Raw genomic sequence first — 13,360 nt, 5'->3', positions numbered from 1 at the left:
TAGCGAAGCATAGGCTCGAAGCATGAAGATCTCCGAGGTCGCCGAGCGCAGCGGAGTGCCGGCGAGCACGCTGCGCTACTACGAGCGCCTCGGCTTCCTCGCGGCGCGCCGGAGCCCGAACGGATACCGGGACTTCGACGAGGGCCACCTCGAGCGGCTCGACTTCATCGCTTCAGCCAAGCGGCTCGGACTCGAACTGCCCGAGATCCGCCGCCTCTTGGAGCTCGCCGACACGGGCACCTGCACCGGCGTCAAGGTCGCGCTGCAGCCGCTGCTGGCCGAGCAGATCGCCGCCGTCGAACGGCAGATCAGCATCCTGACCGTACTCCAGGAACAACTGAGCGCGGCGCAGGCCCACGTCGACGACTGCCCGGACAGCGACGAGCAGTGCCGGTCCGAGTGCGCGTTCCGGGCCTTCGCACGGACCGCGCCGGTGCCCGATCAGTAATAGCCAATAAGTCAGCCATTGCTGTATAGTTCAGTGCATGCTGACTATTGCTTCTCGCCTCGACGTCATGAACCGGCTGGGCCGGGCCATGGCGGACCCGACGCGCTCCCGGATCCTGATGACCCTGCTGGACGGGCCGAGCTACCCGGCCGTGCTCTCGCGCGAGCTGGAGCTGACGCGCTCGAACGTGTCGAACCACCTGACCTGTCTTCGTGACTGCGGGATCGTGGTCGCCGAGCCCGAGGGGCGGCAGACGCGCTACGAGATCGCCGACCCGCACCTCGCGGCGGCGCTCACGGCGCTGGTGGACGTGACGCTGGCCGTGGACGAGCACGCGCCGTGCGTGGACGCCGAGTGCACGGTGCCGGGCTGCTGCGGGACGGGAGCGGGCGCGTGAGCGCGGCGTGCGGCTGCGACGAGCCGGAGACCCGGGTCGGCGAGGAGGAGCGGGAGCGTCCGTGGTGGCGTGACCGCGGGATCATGGTCCCGGTGCTCTCCGGCGTCGCGTTCGGCACGGGCCTGGTCCTGGAATGGACGGGTGCGGAGATCCCGGCGCTGGCGGCGTTCTGGATCGGCCTGCTGCTGGGTGCGTCGACGTTCACCCCGGGCGCGATCCGCAAGTTCTTCAAGGGCAAGCTGGGCATCGGGCTGCTGATGACGATCAGCGCGGTGGGCGCGGTCATCCTCGGCTACGTCGAGGAGGCCGCAGCGTTGGCGTTCTTGTACTCGATCGCCGAGGCGCTGGAGGACAAGGCGATGGACCGCGCCCGTGGCGGGCTGCGGGCGCTGCTCAAGCTGGTCCCGGAGACCGCGACCATCCGGCGGGATGGCGCGTCCGTGGAGGTCGCCGCGAAGGATCTGGCCGTTGGTCAGCTGATGCTCGTGCGTCCGGGTGAGCGGATCGCGACCGACGGGATCGTCCGCACGGGCCGGTCGAGCCTGGACACCTCGGCGATCACCGGGGAGTCGATCCCGGTGGAGGTCGAGCCCGGCGACGCGGTGTCGGCCGGGGCGATCAACACTGCCGGTGCCCTGGAGGTCGAGACGACCGCGGCGGGCACCGACAACTCGCTGACCACGATTGTGGAGCTGGTCGAGCAGGCGCAGGCCGAGAAGGGCGACCGTGCCCGCCTGGCCGACCGCATCGCCCGTCCGCTCGTGCCTGGGGTGCTGATCCTCGCCGCCCTTGTTGCGGTCATCGGCTCGCTGCTGGGCGACCCGGAGCTGTGGATCACCCGCGCCCTCGTGGTGCTCGTCGCCGCGTCGCCGTGCGCGCTGGCGATCTCCGTCCCGCTGACCGTCGTCGCCGCGATCGGCTCGGCGAGCAGGTTCGGCGTGATCATCAAGTCCGGTGCCGTGTTCGAACGGTTCGGCGTGATCCGCCACGTCGCCGTCGACAAGACCGGCACCCTCACCCGCAACGAGCCCGCCGTCACCGCCGTCCTCACCACGGACGGCGTGACCGAGGCGCAGGCCCTGGCCTGGGCGGCATCCCTGGAGCAGCACAGCACCCACCCGCTGGCCGCCGCGATCACCGCCGCCGCACCCGGAGCCCCCGCCGCCCTGGAGGTCACCGAGCAGGCCGGGCACGGCATCGAGGGCACCCTCGACGGGGCCCGGGTCACCGTCGGCAGCCCTCGATGGCTGGACGCCGGGACGCTCAAGGACCAGGTCGCGGGCCTGGAGGAGCAGGGCATGACCGTCGTGATCGTGCACCGCGACGGCGTCCCGGTCGCCGCGATCGGCGTCCGCGACGAGCTGCGCCCCGAGGTCCCCGAGGTGGTCCGCACCCTCGCCGCCCAGGGCGTCGGGGTGACGATGCTCACCGGCGACAACGCCCGCACCGCCCGGGCGCTGGCCGCGCAGGCCGGGATCGAGGACGTGCGCGCCGAGCTGCGCCCGGAGGACAAGGCCGCCGCGATCAGCGAGCTGGGCAGGCACGGCTCGGTCGCGATGATCGGCGACGGCATCAACGACGCCCCCGCCCTCGCCGCCGCGGACATCGGCATCGCGATGGGCGCGACCGGCTCCGACGCCGCGATCGAGTCCGCCGACGTCGCTTTCACCGGCCACGACCTGCGGCTCCTCCCGCGCGCGTTCGACCACGCCCGCCGCGGCAGGCACATCATCAACCAGAACATCATCCTGTCCCTGCTGATAATCACCGCGCTGCTGCCGCTGGCCCTGTTCGGCGTGCTCGGCCTCGCAGCGGTGGTGCTGGTGCACGAGATCGCCGAGGTGATAGTGATCCTCAACGGGCTCCGCGCCGCCAGGACGAGGAAGACCGCCTCGTGAACGTGCCGGATGCCGTCGAGACGGCTGACGCCGGCGTCGCGGACGAGAAGGCCCCGCCTCCTCCCACCCGGCGGGCGGTCGGCGCAGCTCTCGCCGTCGGCGCGCTCGGCCTCGCTCTGGACCAGGGGACGAAGGCCCTCGCGGCCGCGCGGCTGACGCCGGGCGAACGGGTCCCGCTGCTCGGCGACTTGTTCGGCCTGTCCCTGGTCTACAACCCCGGGGCCGCGTTCTCGCTCGGCGCGGGATCGACGTGGATCTTCACGGCCGTCGGCGTCCTCGCTTCGGTGGCGGTGGTCGTGTTCGCCGTGCGGCTTCGGGGCTTGCGGTGGGGCCTTGCCCTGGGCATGGTCCTCGGCGGTGCGGTCGGCAACCTCGTCGACCGGCTCGGTAACCCGCCCGCGACCGGTCAAGGGCACGTCACGGACTTCCTCGCCTACGGGAGCCTCTTCGTCGGGAACGTCGCGGACGTCTTCGTGGTCGCCGGTGTCGGCCTGGTCTGCCTGAACCTCGCCTCGCCGAGGCCGGGCGAGAATCATCGCGTACGAAATGCCCAGCCGTGATGAAACTGGAACAGCTGAACATCGCCACCCACAGGAGATGTTTCGTCACGAAAGTGCGACCTCGGTATTCGGAGTCCGGTTCAGTTCTACTTCACCGAGTTCTTGCATCCGGCGGGGCGTATTCGATCGATGCTGGGGCCTACGTGCATTGATCAAGGCGCGTCGAAGCAACACTCATCGCGTGAAGCAGGGCCTCTATCGTTCCAGCTGGCAAACCGGGCAGAGGTGGCTCGATCGGTTCATGATCTTCTTCCGTACTATCTGCGTTCCGCAGCGCTCGCACGGGTGTCGAGCGATCCCATAGCCAGCCAGAAGGTGCACCCCGTAGCCTGCGTCCCACAATAGGAGCAATGAATTACGGGAGGTGTGACGAAGGGGTCTGAACTGTTCACCGGCGGATTCACGCCGGCGGGCGTGGTGACGTACAGTGCCTATGTTACGAGAACGGAGCCTCAGGACTTCAGCCTGAGAGGAACGGGCGCAGTCGAGGAAAGAGCCGGCCACAAGCGATCTACGGTCCAGGAAACCTCTGCCATCGACGGATGGACATTACATCCCTGCTGCGAAGACCCAGCTTCGACACCTCATTTTCGTTTGCCATCACATTCGAGCAGGTGGTCAGCGAAGATCCGGGTGATGTCCTCGCCTGTTCGCGCGTCAGCCGCAGCGCAGCTTTGCCGATCTTCTGGACGTGCACGTCGTGCACGACCGAGCCGAGCGCCTAGTCCAAGACCGAGACTCGGATCATTGTCCTGATGAGCGGGCGTCCGTCGCGTCCACTCACCTTCTCGGTACGGGCCGGAAGTCTTCCCCGCCATATTCGCCGCCAGATGATCTTGGCGCTGTAGTTTTGGCGCTCGGCGGTAGTTACGACGTCGAGTCAATCGTCCTCAGATTCCGGCAGAGTCGTGCTCACTCCGTCGTCGCGCTCGGCCGGTCGTCGGCAGAGTGCGCTTGCTCGGCGTCGCAGCAGTCTCCCTTGGCCTTCCAGATGGACATAGGACGGCGTCCGGCGAGGGTTCCGAGCAGCAGCGCGACGAACACGGCCGCGACGGACACTCCGGTCACGACGCCGACGTGCCCCTGGACCCAGTCAGACACCGAAGTTGCGACCGCGGCGACGGCATTGGTGCGGCCGAACGCTGAAGCGTCACCGGTGACGGCCGGGTACCAGTACCAGGCCAGGTAGGCCCCGGTGAGGATGAGCACGGCGGCGGTGACCCTGGGGCCATAGCGTGCCAGTGAGGCAATGCGTCGCGAGAGCGCCGTACCGGCAGCGGCAGCGGTGACGGCGACGAGCAGCAGGACGCTCGCGGATCCCGCGGCGTAGACGGCGAAGACGAGGAGCAGGCCGGCGAAGCTGGCTGTGGCCTGCGCCTGCGCGACGACGGCGAGGAACACTCCGAAGGTGCACGACAGCGACGCCGCGGCGTAGCCGACCCCGAAGACGACCATGCGTGCGGTGCTCGGCGGACGCGCCGTGACCCGGTTGGGGATGCCGGGCAGCCGGAGCGAGAACGAGCGACCGGCCAGCATCGCCGCGCCGAACAGGACGAGCACGACGCCGACGGCGAGCCCCAGTGCTGGAGCGGCCTGGATCAGGCTCCGCGCTCCGGCACTCACAGCGATACCCGCCAGCGCCAGCGTGCCTGCGAACCCGATCGTCACGGCGAGGCCTGCCCGCAGCGATCGAAGGAGGCGCACCGGGGCCGGGGAGGATGCGGCGTCGCCCAGCGCGTGGGTGATCCATGCCGGAAGCAGTGCAAAACCGCAGGGGTTGACCGGGGCGATCATTCCGGCAGCGAAGGCGAGGGCAAGGAGTCCACCCATGGCTCAGGCCCCGGCCTTTTCGAGCTCGCCGATGATCGTCTCAGCGTCGGGGTCGGTGGCGCGGAAAGTCACCCGGCCGTCGGAATCGACGATGATGAGCGTGGATAGCGCGGCGACGTCGAATCGCTGGGACAGGGTTGCGCCCTGGTCGATGGCGGCGGGGACGCGTTCAGCCTCGACGTATTTCATGAAGCCTTCGATAGTCTCCTTGGTTTCGCGCGGATCCATGTCGACGGCGAGGAATCCGGCACCGGTGCCGTTCGCTTCCGCGCTGGCGGCGGCCTCGCCGAGGGATCGGACCCCGCCGACGCATTCGCCGCAGCCGACAGAGAAGAAGAACACCGCGGTGGGCTTCCCCGCGGCGGGCAGGCTGACCTGCCTGCCGTCGATGCTGGTCACGGCCGCGGGCGAGCCGACATCGGCTGTGGGCGCGGCGTCGTCAGATTTGCCGCAGGCGGTCAGGACCAGCGGTCCTGCGACCATGAGGCCTGCGAACGAGAGGGCCGCGCGGCGGGTGAGGGGGGTGGTCATAGGTTCTGGTCTTCCTTCGTGTCGGTGGCATGATCGGAATCAATGGTCGGGCAGCAGTCGTGGCCGGTGCGGTCGCTGCGGGTCCGGCGGTGGGCGGCGGCGAGTACGACGAGCACCACGAGCGCCATGCCGGTGCCTACCACCCAGGGGTTGGCGAGGATCCCGCCGAGGCCGGCGAGCACGCCGCCGGCGATGAGCAGCGGCAGACCGCAGCACAGTGCCATGAGGAGCACGACCCCTGCCCCGAGCACCAGGCCGCCGGGTCGGTCGTCGCGTCTGGTCGTCATCGGTGTTCTCGTTTCATTCGGGGCCCGGCTAGCAGCAGCGGTGGCAGCGGTCGGCAGTCTGGGCGTCGGCCCGGAGCCGGTCGAGCAGGTGGGAAGCGAGTTCGATGCCGATCTGATGGGCTTCGATCACCGGCGCCGCTTGAGCCCCTGGGTGCTCAGCGAGCCATCCGGCGGCGTCGTCTGCAGATGTAAAGTAGTGCACCTGGTCGCAGAACGAGGAGCGGATCGAGGTGATCTGCTCCGGGTTCACCAGGGACACGACGGCGCTCGCGGGTTCGACGCGGGTGACGCCGGTGGCAGGGTCGACGTTGACGGCGACGACGATCCTCTCGCCGCTGGCCGGGGAGACAGACTCCACGCGGGCCGCCCGGTCGAGGAGGCCAGGGAAGACCAGGGTGTCCAAGGCGCACCAGGTGTAGAGCTCCTGACCGGCCACGGCGAATCGGTGCGGGGTCGGGCGCAGGGTGAGGCCCTGGCCGACGATGCGGCCCTGGTCGTCGTACTCAGTGTCGGGCACGGCGGCCAGCCCGTTGCAGACCTGCTCAGGGGTGCGGCCGGCGGCGGTGGCGAGCTGCTCGATCGTGACGGGGTCGCCGTCGACGAGCAGCCGCAGCAGCGGGACCAGCAGGCCGGGGTCGAGGCCGGTCTCCTCGGGCCTGTTGAGCCGATCGGGCAGTTGCGTGCTGAGGTCGGACATTTCGGTTTCCTCCAATTCTGAGTTCGGGCAGGTGCTGCTTCCGGGTCGGGTCAGGCGCAGCAGGACAGCTTCGAGACGTCGGCGGTGAAGGCCTTGGCGGCGATCCGGATGCCCTCGGCCATGGTCAGGTACGGGGCCCAGGCGTCGGCGACCTCCGCGACGCTCTTGCCGAGCACGTGGACTCCGGCAGCGGCGAGCTCTCCGGCGTCCTTGGCAACGGCGGTGAGGCCGAGGATCTCTCCGGTGTCCGCGTCGGCGACCATCTTGATGAACCCGCGGGTGTCCCGGTTCACCAGCGCGCGGGGCACGTACTCCAGCGGCAGCACCCGGCAGTCGCAGCGGATGCCTGCGTCGAGGACCTGCTTCTCGGTCATGCCGACCGCGCCGATGGCAGGCCCGGTGAACGTCACTCGCGGCAACCGGGCATAGTCCACCGACCTCTCGGCGTCGGCGAAGGCGTTCTCGGCGACCAGAGTGCCGTGGTGGGCGGCGACGTAGACGAATTCGGGGTGCCCGGTCACGTCGCCGGCGGCCCAGATCCGGGGGTTCGAGGACTGCAGCTGGTCGGAGACCACGATCTGCCCGGAGTCGCCGGTCTTGACCTCCACCGCCTCCAGGTTCAAGGCATCGGTCACTGGCCGGCGGCCGAGCGCGACCAGGAGCTGGTCGGCGCGGAACTCCTGCGAACCGCCGGACACGTCGGCGGCCACGATGACCTTCCCGTCGGCGCTGCGAGCCACGCTGGTCGGGACCGCTCGGCGGACCACCCGGATGCCCTCGTCGGCGAAGACCTCGGCCAGCGCCTTGGACACCTCCGGCTCCTCCTTCGAGGCCAGCCGGGAGCGCACCAGGAGGGTGACATTCGATCCGAGGCGGGCGAACAGCTGGGCCTGCTCCAGCGCCACGTATCCGCCGCCGAGCACCAGCAGCGACTCGGGGACCTCGGTCAGTTCCATCGCCGTCGTGGAGGTCAGGTACCCGGCCTCCTCCAGCCCGTCGATCGGCGGGGCCCAGGGATGGGAGCCTGTGGCGACCAGGTACTGGGCGGCCTCGATCGTCTCGACAGCGCCCTCGACAGACCGAACCTCGAGGACCGGCGCTTCAGGGGTGCCGGCGAACGCGGCTTCGCCCTGCCGTACGTGCCAGCCGTACGACTCGGCGACGTCCACGTACTTCTCACCCCGCAAGCCTTCGACGAGGTCCTGCTTCCCGCCGATCAGCGTCGGCATGTCCACCGGTCCCGCGGCCGTGGCGATGCCGGGGAACCGCTGCGAGGCGTCTACGGCAACATGCCGGGCATCAGCGGCGGCGATGAGCGCCTTCGACGGCACGCAGCCGGTGTTCACGCACGTGCCGCCGAAGGTCCCGCGCTCGATCATCGCCACCGACTTGCCGAGCGTGGTCGCGCGGATGGCGGCGGCGAACGCGCCGCCTCCGGATCCGATGATGGCGAGGTCGTACTTGGTAGGCATCGCTGCTCCTGTCAGTCCTTGGATTTCTGCTCCGTCTCAGCCATACTGGACCTTCCAGTACAGAGGAAGGTCAAGTGCGGCCGCGACACGGATGGAGGAGGCCATGAGGATCGGGGAATTCGCCGAGGCGGCCGGCACCACGGCGAAGACGCTGAGGTTCTACGAAGAGCAGGGGCTGCTCCCCCCGCCCGACAGGACGTCGTCGGGGTACCGCGACTACCCGCCGGACGCAATCGCGCGCGTCGACTTCGTCCACCGCGGCCAGGCTGCCGGCCTCACGCTCGCCCAGATCCGCCAGATTGTGGACATCCGCGACGCCGGCCACGCCCCGTGCGCCCACGTCCGAGACCTGCTCGACGCGCGCCTGCGCGACATCGAGCAGCAGATCGCCCAGCTCACCGCCTTGCGCGACACCATCGCCAACCTCCGGGACGACGCGGCGCACCCCGAGCCCGAGACCTGCAGCGCGGACCAGGTCTGCCGGTACGTATAGACAAGAGAGCCGCGACCGGCGAATCCGACAGACCGCTGTTCCAGGGCGCACGACGATGCGCAGTTGCGCAACGATGCTGCCCCCTTCAGGGATGGCGGCAGGGACGATGGCCAGAGGAGCCGTTCTGGCATCGACATCTCGGTTTGGTCGATTGGCGAGCACCACGTCAGGACACGAGGACAGACCGGTTCAGAAGGGCCGGATCTGTTCACTCGGGACTCGCCGAGCTAGCAGAGCTGACCGCGGTCCACCATCCACGGCGATGAGACTCGCTATATATCTATGTACAGCGGATCGAGCCGAACCCCACTGCGACCGCGGTCCGCCTGCAACTCGAGAGACGACCTCTCGACTAGCGTTTCCGCTGGCAGAGCGGGCAAGAATAGCTCGACCCGTTCATCAACTACTCCCGCACGATCGGCGTCCCGCAGCGCCTGCAGGGCCGGCCGGCACGACCGTAGGCATTCAGGCTGCGGGCAAAATACCCGCTGCTGCCGGCCACGTCGACATAGAGGGAATCGAACGACGTTCCGCCCTGAACGAGCGCTGCATCCATGACCTCCCGCGCGGCATCGATCAGCGCAGATATCCTTGGCTTGCTCAACGACGATGCCGCCGTCTCCCCGTGCACCTTGGCAGCCCAGAGCGCCTCGTCGGCGTAGATGTTCCCGATACCGGACACCACCCTCTGATCCAGCAGCACGCGCTTGATCCCGGTGCGCCTGGTCTTGATCCGCGCGACCGCTGCCGCCTGGTCGAACAGCGGATCGAACGGATCCCGCGCAATGTGGGCAATCGGCGAAGGCAGCACCGCACCGCCCTCGTCGTACATCAGATGCCCGAACGTGCGCTGGTCTTCGAACCGCAGATCATGGCCGCCGTCGGTGAAGGTGAACCGAGCCCGCTCGTGAGTAGCGACTGCCGCCTCCGGCGAGGTGATGAGCATCTGCCCGCTCATCCCCAGATGCGCGAGCAGCGCGTCCTCGCCGTCCAGGACCAGCCACAAGTACTTACCGCGTCGCGCAGTCCCGGTGATCATCGCACCGACCAACCGCACTGCCAGATCCCCCGGACCGCCCACATGACGGCGGGCCGCACGCGGATGCAGAATAGTGGCCGAGGCGATCGTACGGCCACGGACATGATCGTCGAGTCCACGGCGCACGACCTCGACCTCAGGAAGTTCAGGCACGGCTAGCACCTCGCATGATCCGGGACCCGGAGTTACGGCGGTGCGCTACTGAGCATGTCGGGCCTGGTCAGACCGGGAAACGACTCGTTGACGTCGGGCCACTGTCCGGCACTGCCATGCGGGATCTTTGCGCGTGCGACTTGCTTCGACCCGCTTTACATGAATGTAGAAGGGGCCCGACTACCCAAGTGCGCTGACCGACCAACCGACGGTCCTGATAAGCGGCGTCTTAGCGGCTTTCTCGTGCAAGTTGACGCTGAGGAAGAAGGACATCCTGGACGCTCTTGAACAGAAGCGGATGATCAACTCGGTTGCGGGAACGTTCGGCAGCGCTTGGCCCGAGGTAATGACCGGGCCAGTTCCCTTTGGCCTCCTGAGCCAATCGACGGGGTTGATGCCTTCATCCCAAGATCCCAGAGGCGACTTCAGAACCCTCTATGATGATCTTGTTCATAGCGTCGACGGGTACGCTGTCGGACATCCGAGCGAAGAGTTGGACGCTCTCCTAATCGCCGACCGAGGATTCTGGAGCACGAGCTTCTCCGCACTTGCCCCCAAACTCCAACCCGATGGAACCTATAAGCATCTTCCTATGACTGCTTTCTTGGAGCACGCGCCGGGAAAAGAATTGGGCGGCTACCCACTTGTGCAGTTTCTGACATGGCTCTCAGCGCGCTGCAGCAGTGGCGTGTCCTCGCTGTCGGCTCTACGTCCGGTGTACGGTCTGGATCAGCAATCGGGGACTATGATTTTCTGGGAAGGTTCCATCTACCCTGAGCACATTCAGGCGAATCCGACCGTACTGCTCAACGAGTATGGGCATAGCAAGGTGCTTTAGGGCACAGTGCATGAGCGCATCTTCCGCGGCACGACGAGTCGCACGTCCACAGCGCCTTCCCCAGTTAACACCTAACCGATGCCTGCCGGAGGACGTCCGCTGTCGTTCCAAGGGGAGTTCGGGATGATGGTGCCGTCGCCCGCTCATCGGCATGAGCGCGAAACCGCACGGCATCCCCTGACATCCCTCCAGGCCCCAAGATGTGTGCGAACCGGGCGCCGCCACCGCAGCGCAGGAAGAACCACTCCCTACTTTGACGAATCTCCGCCCGAGCGTCCCGATCTACAAACTACCGAGCGCAGAAGTCCACAGAGTGAAGCGCGGCTCGACAGTTACCACGAGCCGCAGCTACTTTTTATAAACGGGCCAGGGTCGGGAGCTTCTAGGCTCGTTAGCATTCTAGGGCCCCGTAACCGCACCCCGGCTGTGGCCTCCGAGGGGCCGCAGCAAGACCGCCACTACCGCGCCTCGCCCTCGCGGGATTGAAGGTGGTGATGAACCGTCGCCTCTTCGAGCGTGAGTCCCTGGATCACCGACTCCATGAAGCCCCAGTCAAGCCCCAGATCGTTGCCAATGCTCGGCGACATATCCTCACTTCGAGCTAGCTCCTGCAACTCCGCATAGGCCCCACCAGCAGCATCCAAGTGCTCGTTCAATCGGCGGGCCGCAGACTGCATGGCGAGCAGGGTCTCCGGAGACGGCGCGCGATGCCTCCCAAAAGGGGGGAAGGGTTGCGTCATCAGCTCACCTTGAAGTTGCAGGCAAGCTTGACGTTGTCACTCTTGACCATGCCCATCTTTTTGCTCTTCAAGGTCACCTCTGCCTGGATCTGAAATTCCTTGGTGTAGGTGGTGTCACACTACTTGACTCGATGCGCCGTCACAACCTTGCTCGAGACAGATTCCAACGGGCTCATGGCGGTTTCCTGCTTGGTCTTCTGGAACGCAAACGCTCCCGTCTGCATCCAGAGTTGCGCCGAGATTGAATGCACATAGGTCGAGGCAGAGCCGTAGACATTGCAGTCATTCCATGCACCCCACTCGACATTGGAGTTCACCTTCTTGGGCAGGAAAAACCCCCCCTTGCAGATGCCTACACCAAATTCGATATTCATCAGGGTCTCGACACGCTCACTAGACCGCATGATTCTGAGGGGTCGTGCTGAAAGGATGGCATCCATGCCGAAGATCTCCTACACCGACGAGTTCAAGCGTGCCGCGGTCGCGTTGGTCGAGTCCGGTATCCCGCAGAAGCAGGTCGTCAAGGACCTCGGAGTGGCGAAGACCGGCCATCTCCCTCTGCAATAGGGCTTGTATGACTTGGAGGGCCTCCTGGTTGCAGGTGGTGGTCGCTACGGTGGCCGTGGGAGAAGGCTCCGGGTTGTGTCGCTTTTCGGCTGAGTGTTCGGGCTCGTGAAAGAGATCGACAGGCCCGGGGTCGGCTCTCCCGGCTGAGGTTGGCCCGGTTCAGGGAATTGGTGGCCGTGTCAGGGTCCCGCCCCGCGGGATCCCCTGGTCGCGGGTAGGCACCGGATCACGCACAAGCATGGGAACGCCTGCCGTGGTGTTCATCTGTGGTGGCTGGGTGGCAGCGGTTCGGGAGCTCGCCCTTATCGCGGACGAGCCGGCGAGATGCGTGCCGGGACACGGACGCGAGGGTTCTCCCGCTGCTGTTGGTGAGCCCGATCCTCCAAGGTCACTGGCCGGTGGTCGATGAGGAGCCGGGTTCACGTTCATCGCTTGCGAACGGAGGAACCCTCGTGTCTATTCACAGTACCGACCCCGTCACCGGCCTGTCGCCGGTGCGGGTGCAGGTCGGCATCGACGCCGCGGTGGTGGCCAACCATCACGTGTGCGTGCGTGAGATCTTGCCGGACGGGCAGGTACGCCTGTCCCGGTTCACCGCGCCGCCGACCCTGGCCGGCCTCGACATGCTCAGCAACAGGTTGCGCGGCTACCCCGGCGTGGTTGCGGTCGCGGAGCCGACGTCGATGACGTGGCTCGCGCTCTCGATCGCGATGCGCCAGGCCGGCGGGGACCTGTCCCTGCTCGGTGCCCGGCACGCGGCCCGGCTTCGCGGCGCGATCATCGGCAAGGACAAGTCCGACGTCATCGACGCCGACGTGCTGGCCACCGCCGGGGAGGTCTTCACCCTGGCTCCGCTACGTCCACTCACCCCGCCGCAGCTGGCGCTGCGCCGGGCGGTGACCCGCCGCGGGAAGCTCGTCGTCGACGGCAACCGGTCTCGCCGCCGGTTGATCTCGTTGGCGCGGTGGGCTTTTCCCGATGTGTGGTCCGCGTTCGCCGGCTCCCAGCCGACCGCGGTCGCGGTGCTGACCCGCTGGCCCGACCTGCGCGCACTGGGCAGCGCCCGCCGCTCCACCCTGACCGGGGTGGTCGCCGCGCACACCCGCGGCGTCCCGGACGTGCCCGCCCGGGTGGAGGCGATCCGCGCCGCAGCCCGCGCCTGGACAGGGTTCTGGGAGGGGCACCTGGACCTGGACGCCCTGGCCTGGGAAGTGGCCGAGCACCTGCACGACATGGCCGAGGCCGACCAGCGGATCGCTCGAGCGACCGCCCAGGCCACGCGCTACTGGGCCGACCTGTACGGCGACGACCCGCTCTTGTTATCGGTGCCCGGGATGGGGGCTCTTCGTACCTGAGCGTGGGGTCATAGTCGTAGACCGCCGCCGATGAGGAGCATTCTGAGGCGGTAGT

Annotated in this window: 17 protein-coding genes; 8 read left to right on the top strand and 9 right to left on the bottom strand. The window is 67.5% G+C overall.

Going from position 1 to position 13,360, the window contains the following annotated elements; genetic code table 11:
* The first annotated feature begins 22 nt into the window (after positions 1-22).
* The 4 genes from ABEA30_RS05740 to ABEA30_RS05725 are packed head-to-tail and all read left to right on the top strand — an operon-like array spanning position 23 to position 3,303.
* Positions 23-448, top strand: a complete 426-nt coding sequence (locus ABEA30_RS05740) for a MerR family transcriptional regulator (RefSeq protein WP_093252937.1) — start codon at positions 23-25, stop codon at positions 446-448.
* Between the two features lie 37 nt (positions 449-485).
* Positions 486-845, top strand: coding sequence for a Cd(II)/Pb(II)-sensing metalloregulatory transcriptional regulator CmtR (gene cmtR, locus ABEA30_RS05735; protein ID WP_007633539.1), 360 nt, complete (start codon positions 486-488; stop codon positions 843-845).
* Positions 842-2,743: a heavy metal translocating P-type ATPase gene (locus ABEA30_RS05730; RefSeq protein WP_345580312.1), complete on the top strand. Its 1,902-nt coding sequence runs from the start codon at positions 842-844 to the stop codon at positions 2,741-2,743. Before cmtR ends, ABEA30_RS05730 begins: the two co-directional genes overlap by 4 nt.
* Positions 2,740-3,303, top strand: coding sequence for a signal peptidase II (locus tag ABEA30_RS05725; protein WP_345580310.1), 564 nt, complete (start codon positions 2,740-2,742; stop codon positions 3,301-3,303). Before ABEA30_RS05730 ends, ABEA30_RS05725 begins: the two co-directional genes overlap by 4 nt.
* A 195-nt stretch (positions 3,304-3,498) precedes the next feature.
* Here ABEA30_RS05725 and ABEA30_RS05720 read toward each other — a convergent pair whose 3' ends face one another.
* The 6 genes from ABEA30_RS05720 to merA form a co-directional block, all read right to left on the bottom strand.
* Positions 3,499-3,624: a zinc finger domain-containing protein gene (locus ABEA30_RS05720; RefSeq protein ID WP_223289965.1), complete on the bottom strand. Its 126-nt coding sequence runs from the start codon at positions 3,622-3,624 to the stop codon at positions 3,499-3,501.
* 591 nt (positions 3,625-4,215) lie between these two features.
* Complete coding sequence (locus tag ABEA30_RS05715) at positions 4,216-5,097, bottom strand: cytochrome c biogenesis CcdA family protein (protein ID WP_245701705.1); 882 nt, start codon at positions 5,095-5,097, stop codon at positions 4,216-4,218.
* A gap of 39 nt (positions 5,098-5,136) precedes the next feature.
* Entirely contained in the window at positions 5,137-5,664 is a 528-nt protein-coding gene (locus ABEA30_RS05710) for a TlpA family protein disulfide reductase (RefSeq protein ID WP_067476994.1), read from the bottom strand.
* On the bottom strand, positions 5,661-5,951 hold the full coding sequence (locus ABEA30_RS05705) for a hypothetical protein (RefSeq protein ID WP_093252924.1): 291 nt from the start codon (positions 5,949-5,951) through the stop codon (positions 5,661-5,663). The genes ABEA30_RS05710 and ABEA30_RS05705 overlap by 4 nt, the downstream gene beginning before the upstream one ends.
* A gap of 28 nt (positions 5,952-5,979) precedes the next feature.
* A complete protein-coding gene (merB, locus tag ABEA30_RS05700) occupies positions 5,980-6,648 on the bottom strand; it encodes an organomercurial lyase MerB (RefSeq protein ID WP_345580295.1) in 669 nt (222 codons plus the stop codon).
* 50 nt (positions 6,649-6,698) lie between these two features.
* The gene (gene merA / locus ABEA30_RS05695; RefSeq protein ID WP_093252918.1) at positions 6,699-8,120 is read right to left on the bottom strand and encodes a mercury(II) reductase; all 1,422 of its coding nucleotides are present in this window, start codon (positions 8,118-8,120) and stop codon (positions 6,699-6,701) included.
* Positions 8,121-8,223: 103 nt separating this feature from the next.
* On the opposite strand from merA, the gene ABEA30_RS05690 reads away from it, so the two are divergent.
* The gene (locus ABEA30_RS05690; RefSeq protein ID WP_009378277.1) at positions 8,224-8,613 is read left to right on the top strand and encodes a heavy metal-responsive transcriptional regulator; all 390 of its coding nucleotides are present in this window, start codon (positions 8,224-8,226) and stop codon (positions 8,611-8,613) included.
* 403 nt (positions 8,614-9,016) lie between these two features.
* Here ABEA30_RS05690 and mutM read toward each other — a convergent pair whose 3' ends face one another.
* Positions 9,017-9,805, bottom strand: coding sequence for a bifunctional DNA-formamidopyrimidine glycosylase/DNA-(apurinic or apyrimidinic site) lyase (gene mutM, locus ABEA30_RS05685; protein WP_345580289.1), 789 nt, complete (start codon positions 9,803-9,805; stop codon positions 9,017-9,019).
* 250 nt (positions 9,806-10,055) lie between these two features.
* Between mutM and ABEA30_RS05680 the strand changes: the two genes are divergently transcribed.
* The gene (locus ABEA30_RS05680; protein ID WP_143008296.1) at positions 10,056-10,643 is read left to right on the top strand and encodes a hypothetical protein; all 588 of its coding nucleotides are present in this window, start codon (positions 10,056-10,058) and stop codon (positions 10,641-10,643) included.
* Positions 10,644-11,101: 458 nt separating this feature from the next.
* On the opposite strand, the gene ABEA30_RS05675 is transcribed toward ABEA30_RS05680, so the two are convergent.
* Together ABEA30_RS05675 and ABEA30_RS05670 are read right to left on the bottom strand one after the other, a co-directional pair.
* Positions 11,102-11,383 carry a hypothetical protein gene (locus ABEA30_RS05675; RefSeq protein ID WP_182781377.1) on the bottom strand — a complete coding sequence of 94 codons (282 nt, stop codon included), beginning with the start codon at positions 11,381-11,383 and terminating at the stop codon, positions 11,102-11,104.
* Between the two features lie 119 nt (positions 11,384-11,502).
* Positions 11,503-11,823 (bottom strand): hypothetical protein, encoded by a 321-nt coding sequence (locus tag ABEA30_RS05670; RefSeq protein ID WP_345580282.1) that lies wholly within the window; start codon positions 11,821-11,823, stop codon positions 11,503-11,505.
* Here ABEA30_RS05670 and ABEA30_RS05665 point away from each other — a divergent pair.
* Together ABEA30_RS05665 and ABEA30_RS05660 are read left to right on the top strand one after the other, a co-directional pair.
* The gene (locus ABEA30_RS05665; protein WP_345580544.1) at positions 11,822-11,950 is read left to right on the top strand and encodes a hypothetical protein; all 129 of its coding nucleotides are present in this window, start codon (positions 11,822-11,824) and stop codon (positions 11,948-11,950) included. The two genes, ABEA30_RS05670 and ABEA30_RS05665, sit on opposite strands and share 2 nt — an antisense overlap.
* Before the next feature lie 452 nt (positions 11,951-12,402).
* Positions 12,403-13,305, top strand: coding sequence for an IS110 family transposase (locus ABEA30_RS05660; protein ID WP_345580280.1), 903 nt, complete (start codon positions 12,403-12,405; stop codon positions 13,303-13,305).
* Positions 13,306-13,360: the final 55 nt, after the last annotated feature.

It is taken from the genome of Tessaracoccus lubricantis (genome assembly GCF_039544535.1).
In the GTDB taxonomy this organism is placed as follows: Bacteria; Actinomycetota; Actinomycetes; order Propionibacteriales; family Propionibacteriaceae; genus Arachnia; species Arachnia lubricantis.
This window is presented reverse-complemented; position numbering and strand designations above follow the sequence as displayed.

Bases quoted from the DNA above. Each gene is read 5' to 3' on its own strand.
- ABEA30_RS05665 (WP_345580544.1), top strand. From the start codon at position 11,822: ATGCCGAAGATCTCCTACACCGACGAGTTCAAGCGTGCCGCGGTCGCG.
- merA (WP_093252918.1), bottom strand. From the start codon at position 8,120: ATGCCTACCAAGTACGACCTCGCCATCATCGGATCCGGAGGCGGCGCG.
- ABEA30_RS05705 (WP_093252924.1), bottom strand. From the start codon at position 5,951: ATGACGACCAGACGCGACGACCGACCCGGCGGCCTGGTGCTCGGGGCA.
- ABEA30_RS05670 (WP_345580282.1), bottom strand. From the start codon at position 11,823: ATGGATGCCATCCTTTCAGCACGACCCCTCAGAATCATGCGGTCTAGT.
- merB (WP_345580295.1), bottom strand. From the start codon at position 6,648: ATGTCCGACCTCAGCACGCAACTGCCCGATCGGCTCAACAGGCCCGAG.
- ABEA30_RS05710 (WP_067476994.1), bottom strand. From the start codon at position 5,664: ATGACCACCCCCCTCACCCGCCGCGCGGCCCTCTCGTTCGCAGGCCTC.
- ABEA30_RS05715 (WP_245701705.1), bottom strand. From the start codon at position 5,097: ATGATCGCCCCGGTCAACCCCTGCGGTTTTGCACTGCTTCCGGCATGG.
- cmtR (WP_007633539.1), top strand. From the start codon at position 486: ATGCTGACTATTGCTTCTCGCCTCGACGTCATGAACCGGCTGGGCCGG.
- ABEA30_RS05690 (WP_009378277.1), top strand. From the start codon at position 8,224: ATGAGGATCGGGGAATTCGCCGAGGCGGCCGGCACCACGGCGAAGACG.
- ABEA30_RS05740 (WP_093252937.1), top strand. From the start codon at position 23: ATGAAGATCTCCGAGGTCGCCGAGCGCAGCGGAGTGCCGGCGAGCACG.
- ABEA30_RS05675 (WP_182781377.1), bottom strand. From the start codon at position 11,383: ATGACGCAACCCTTCCCCCCTTTTGGGAGGCATCGCGCGCCGTCTCCG.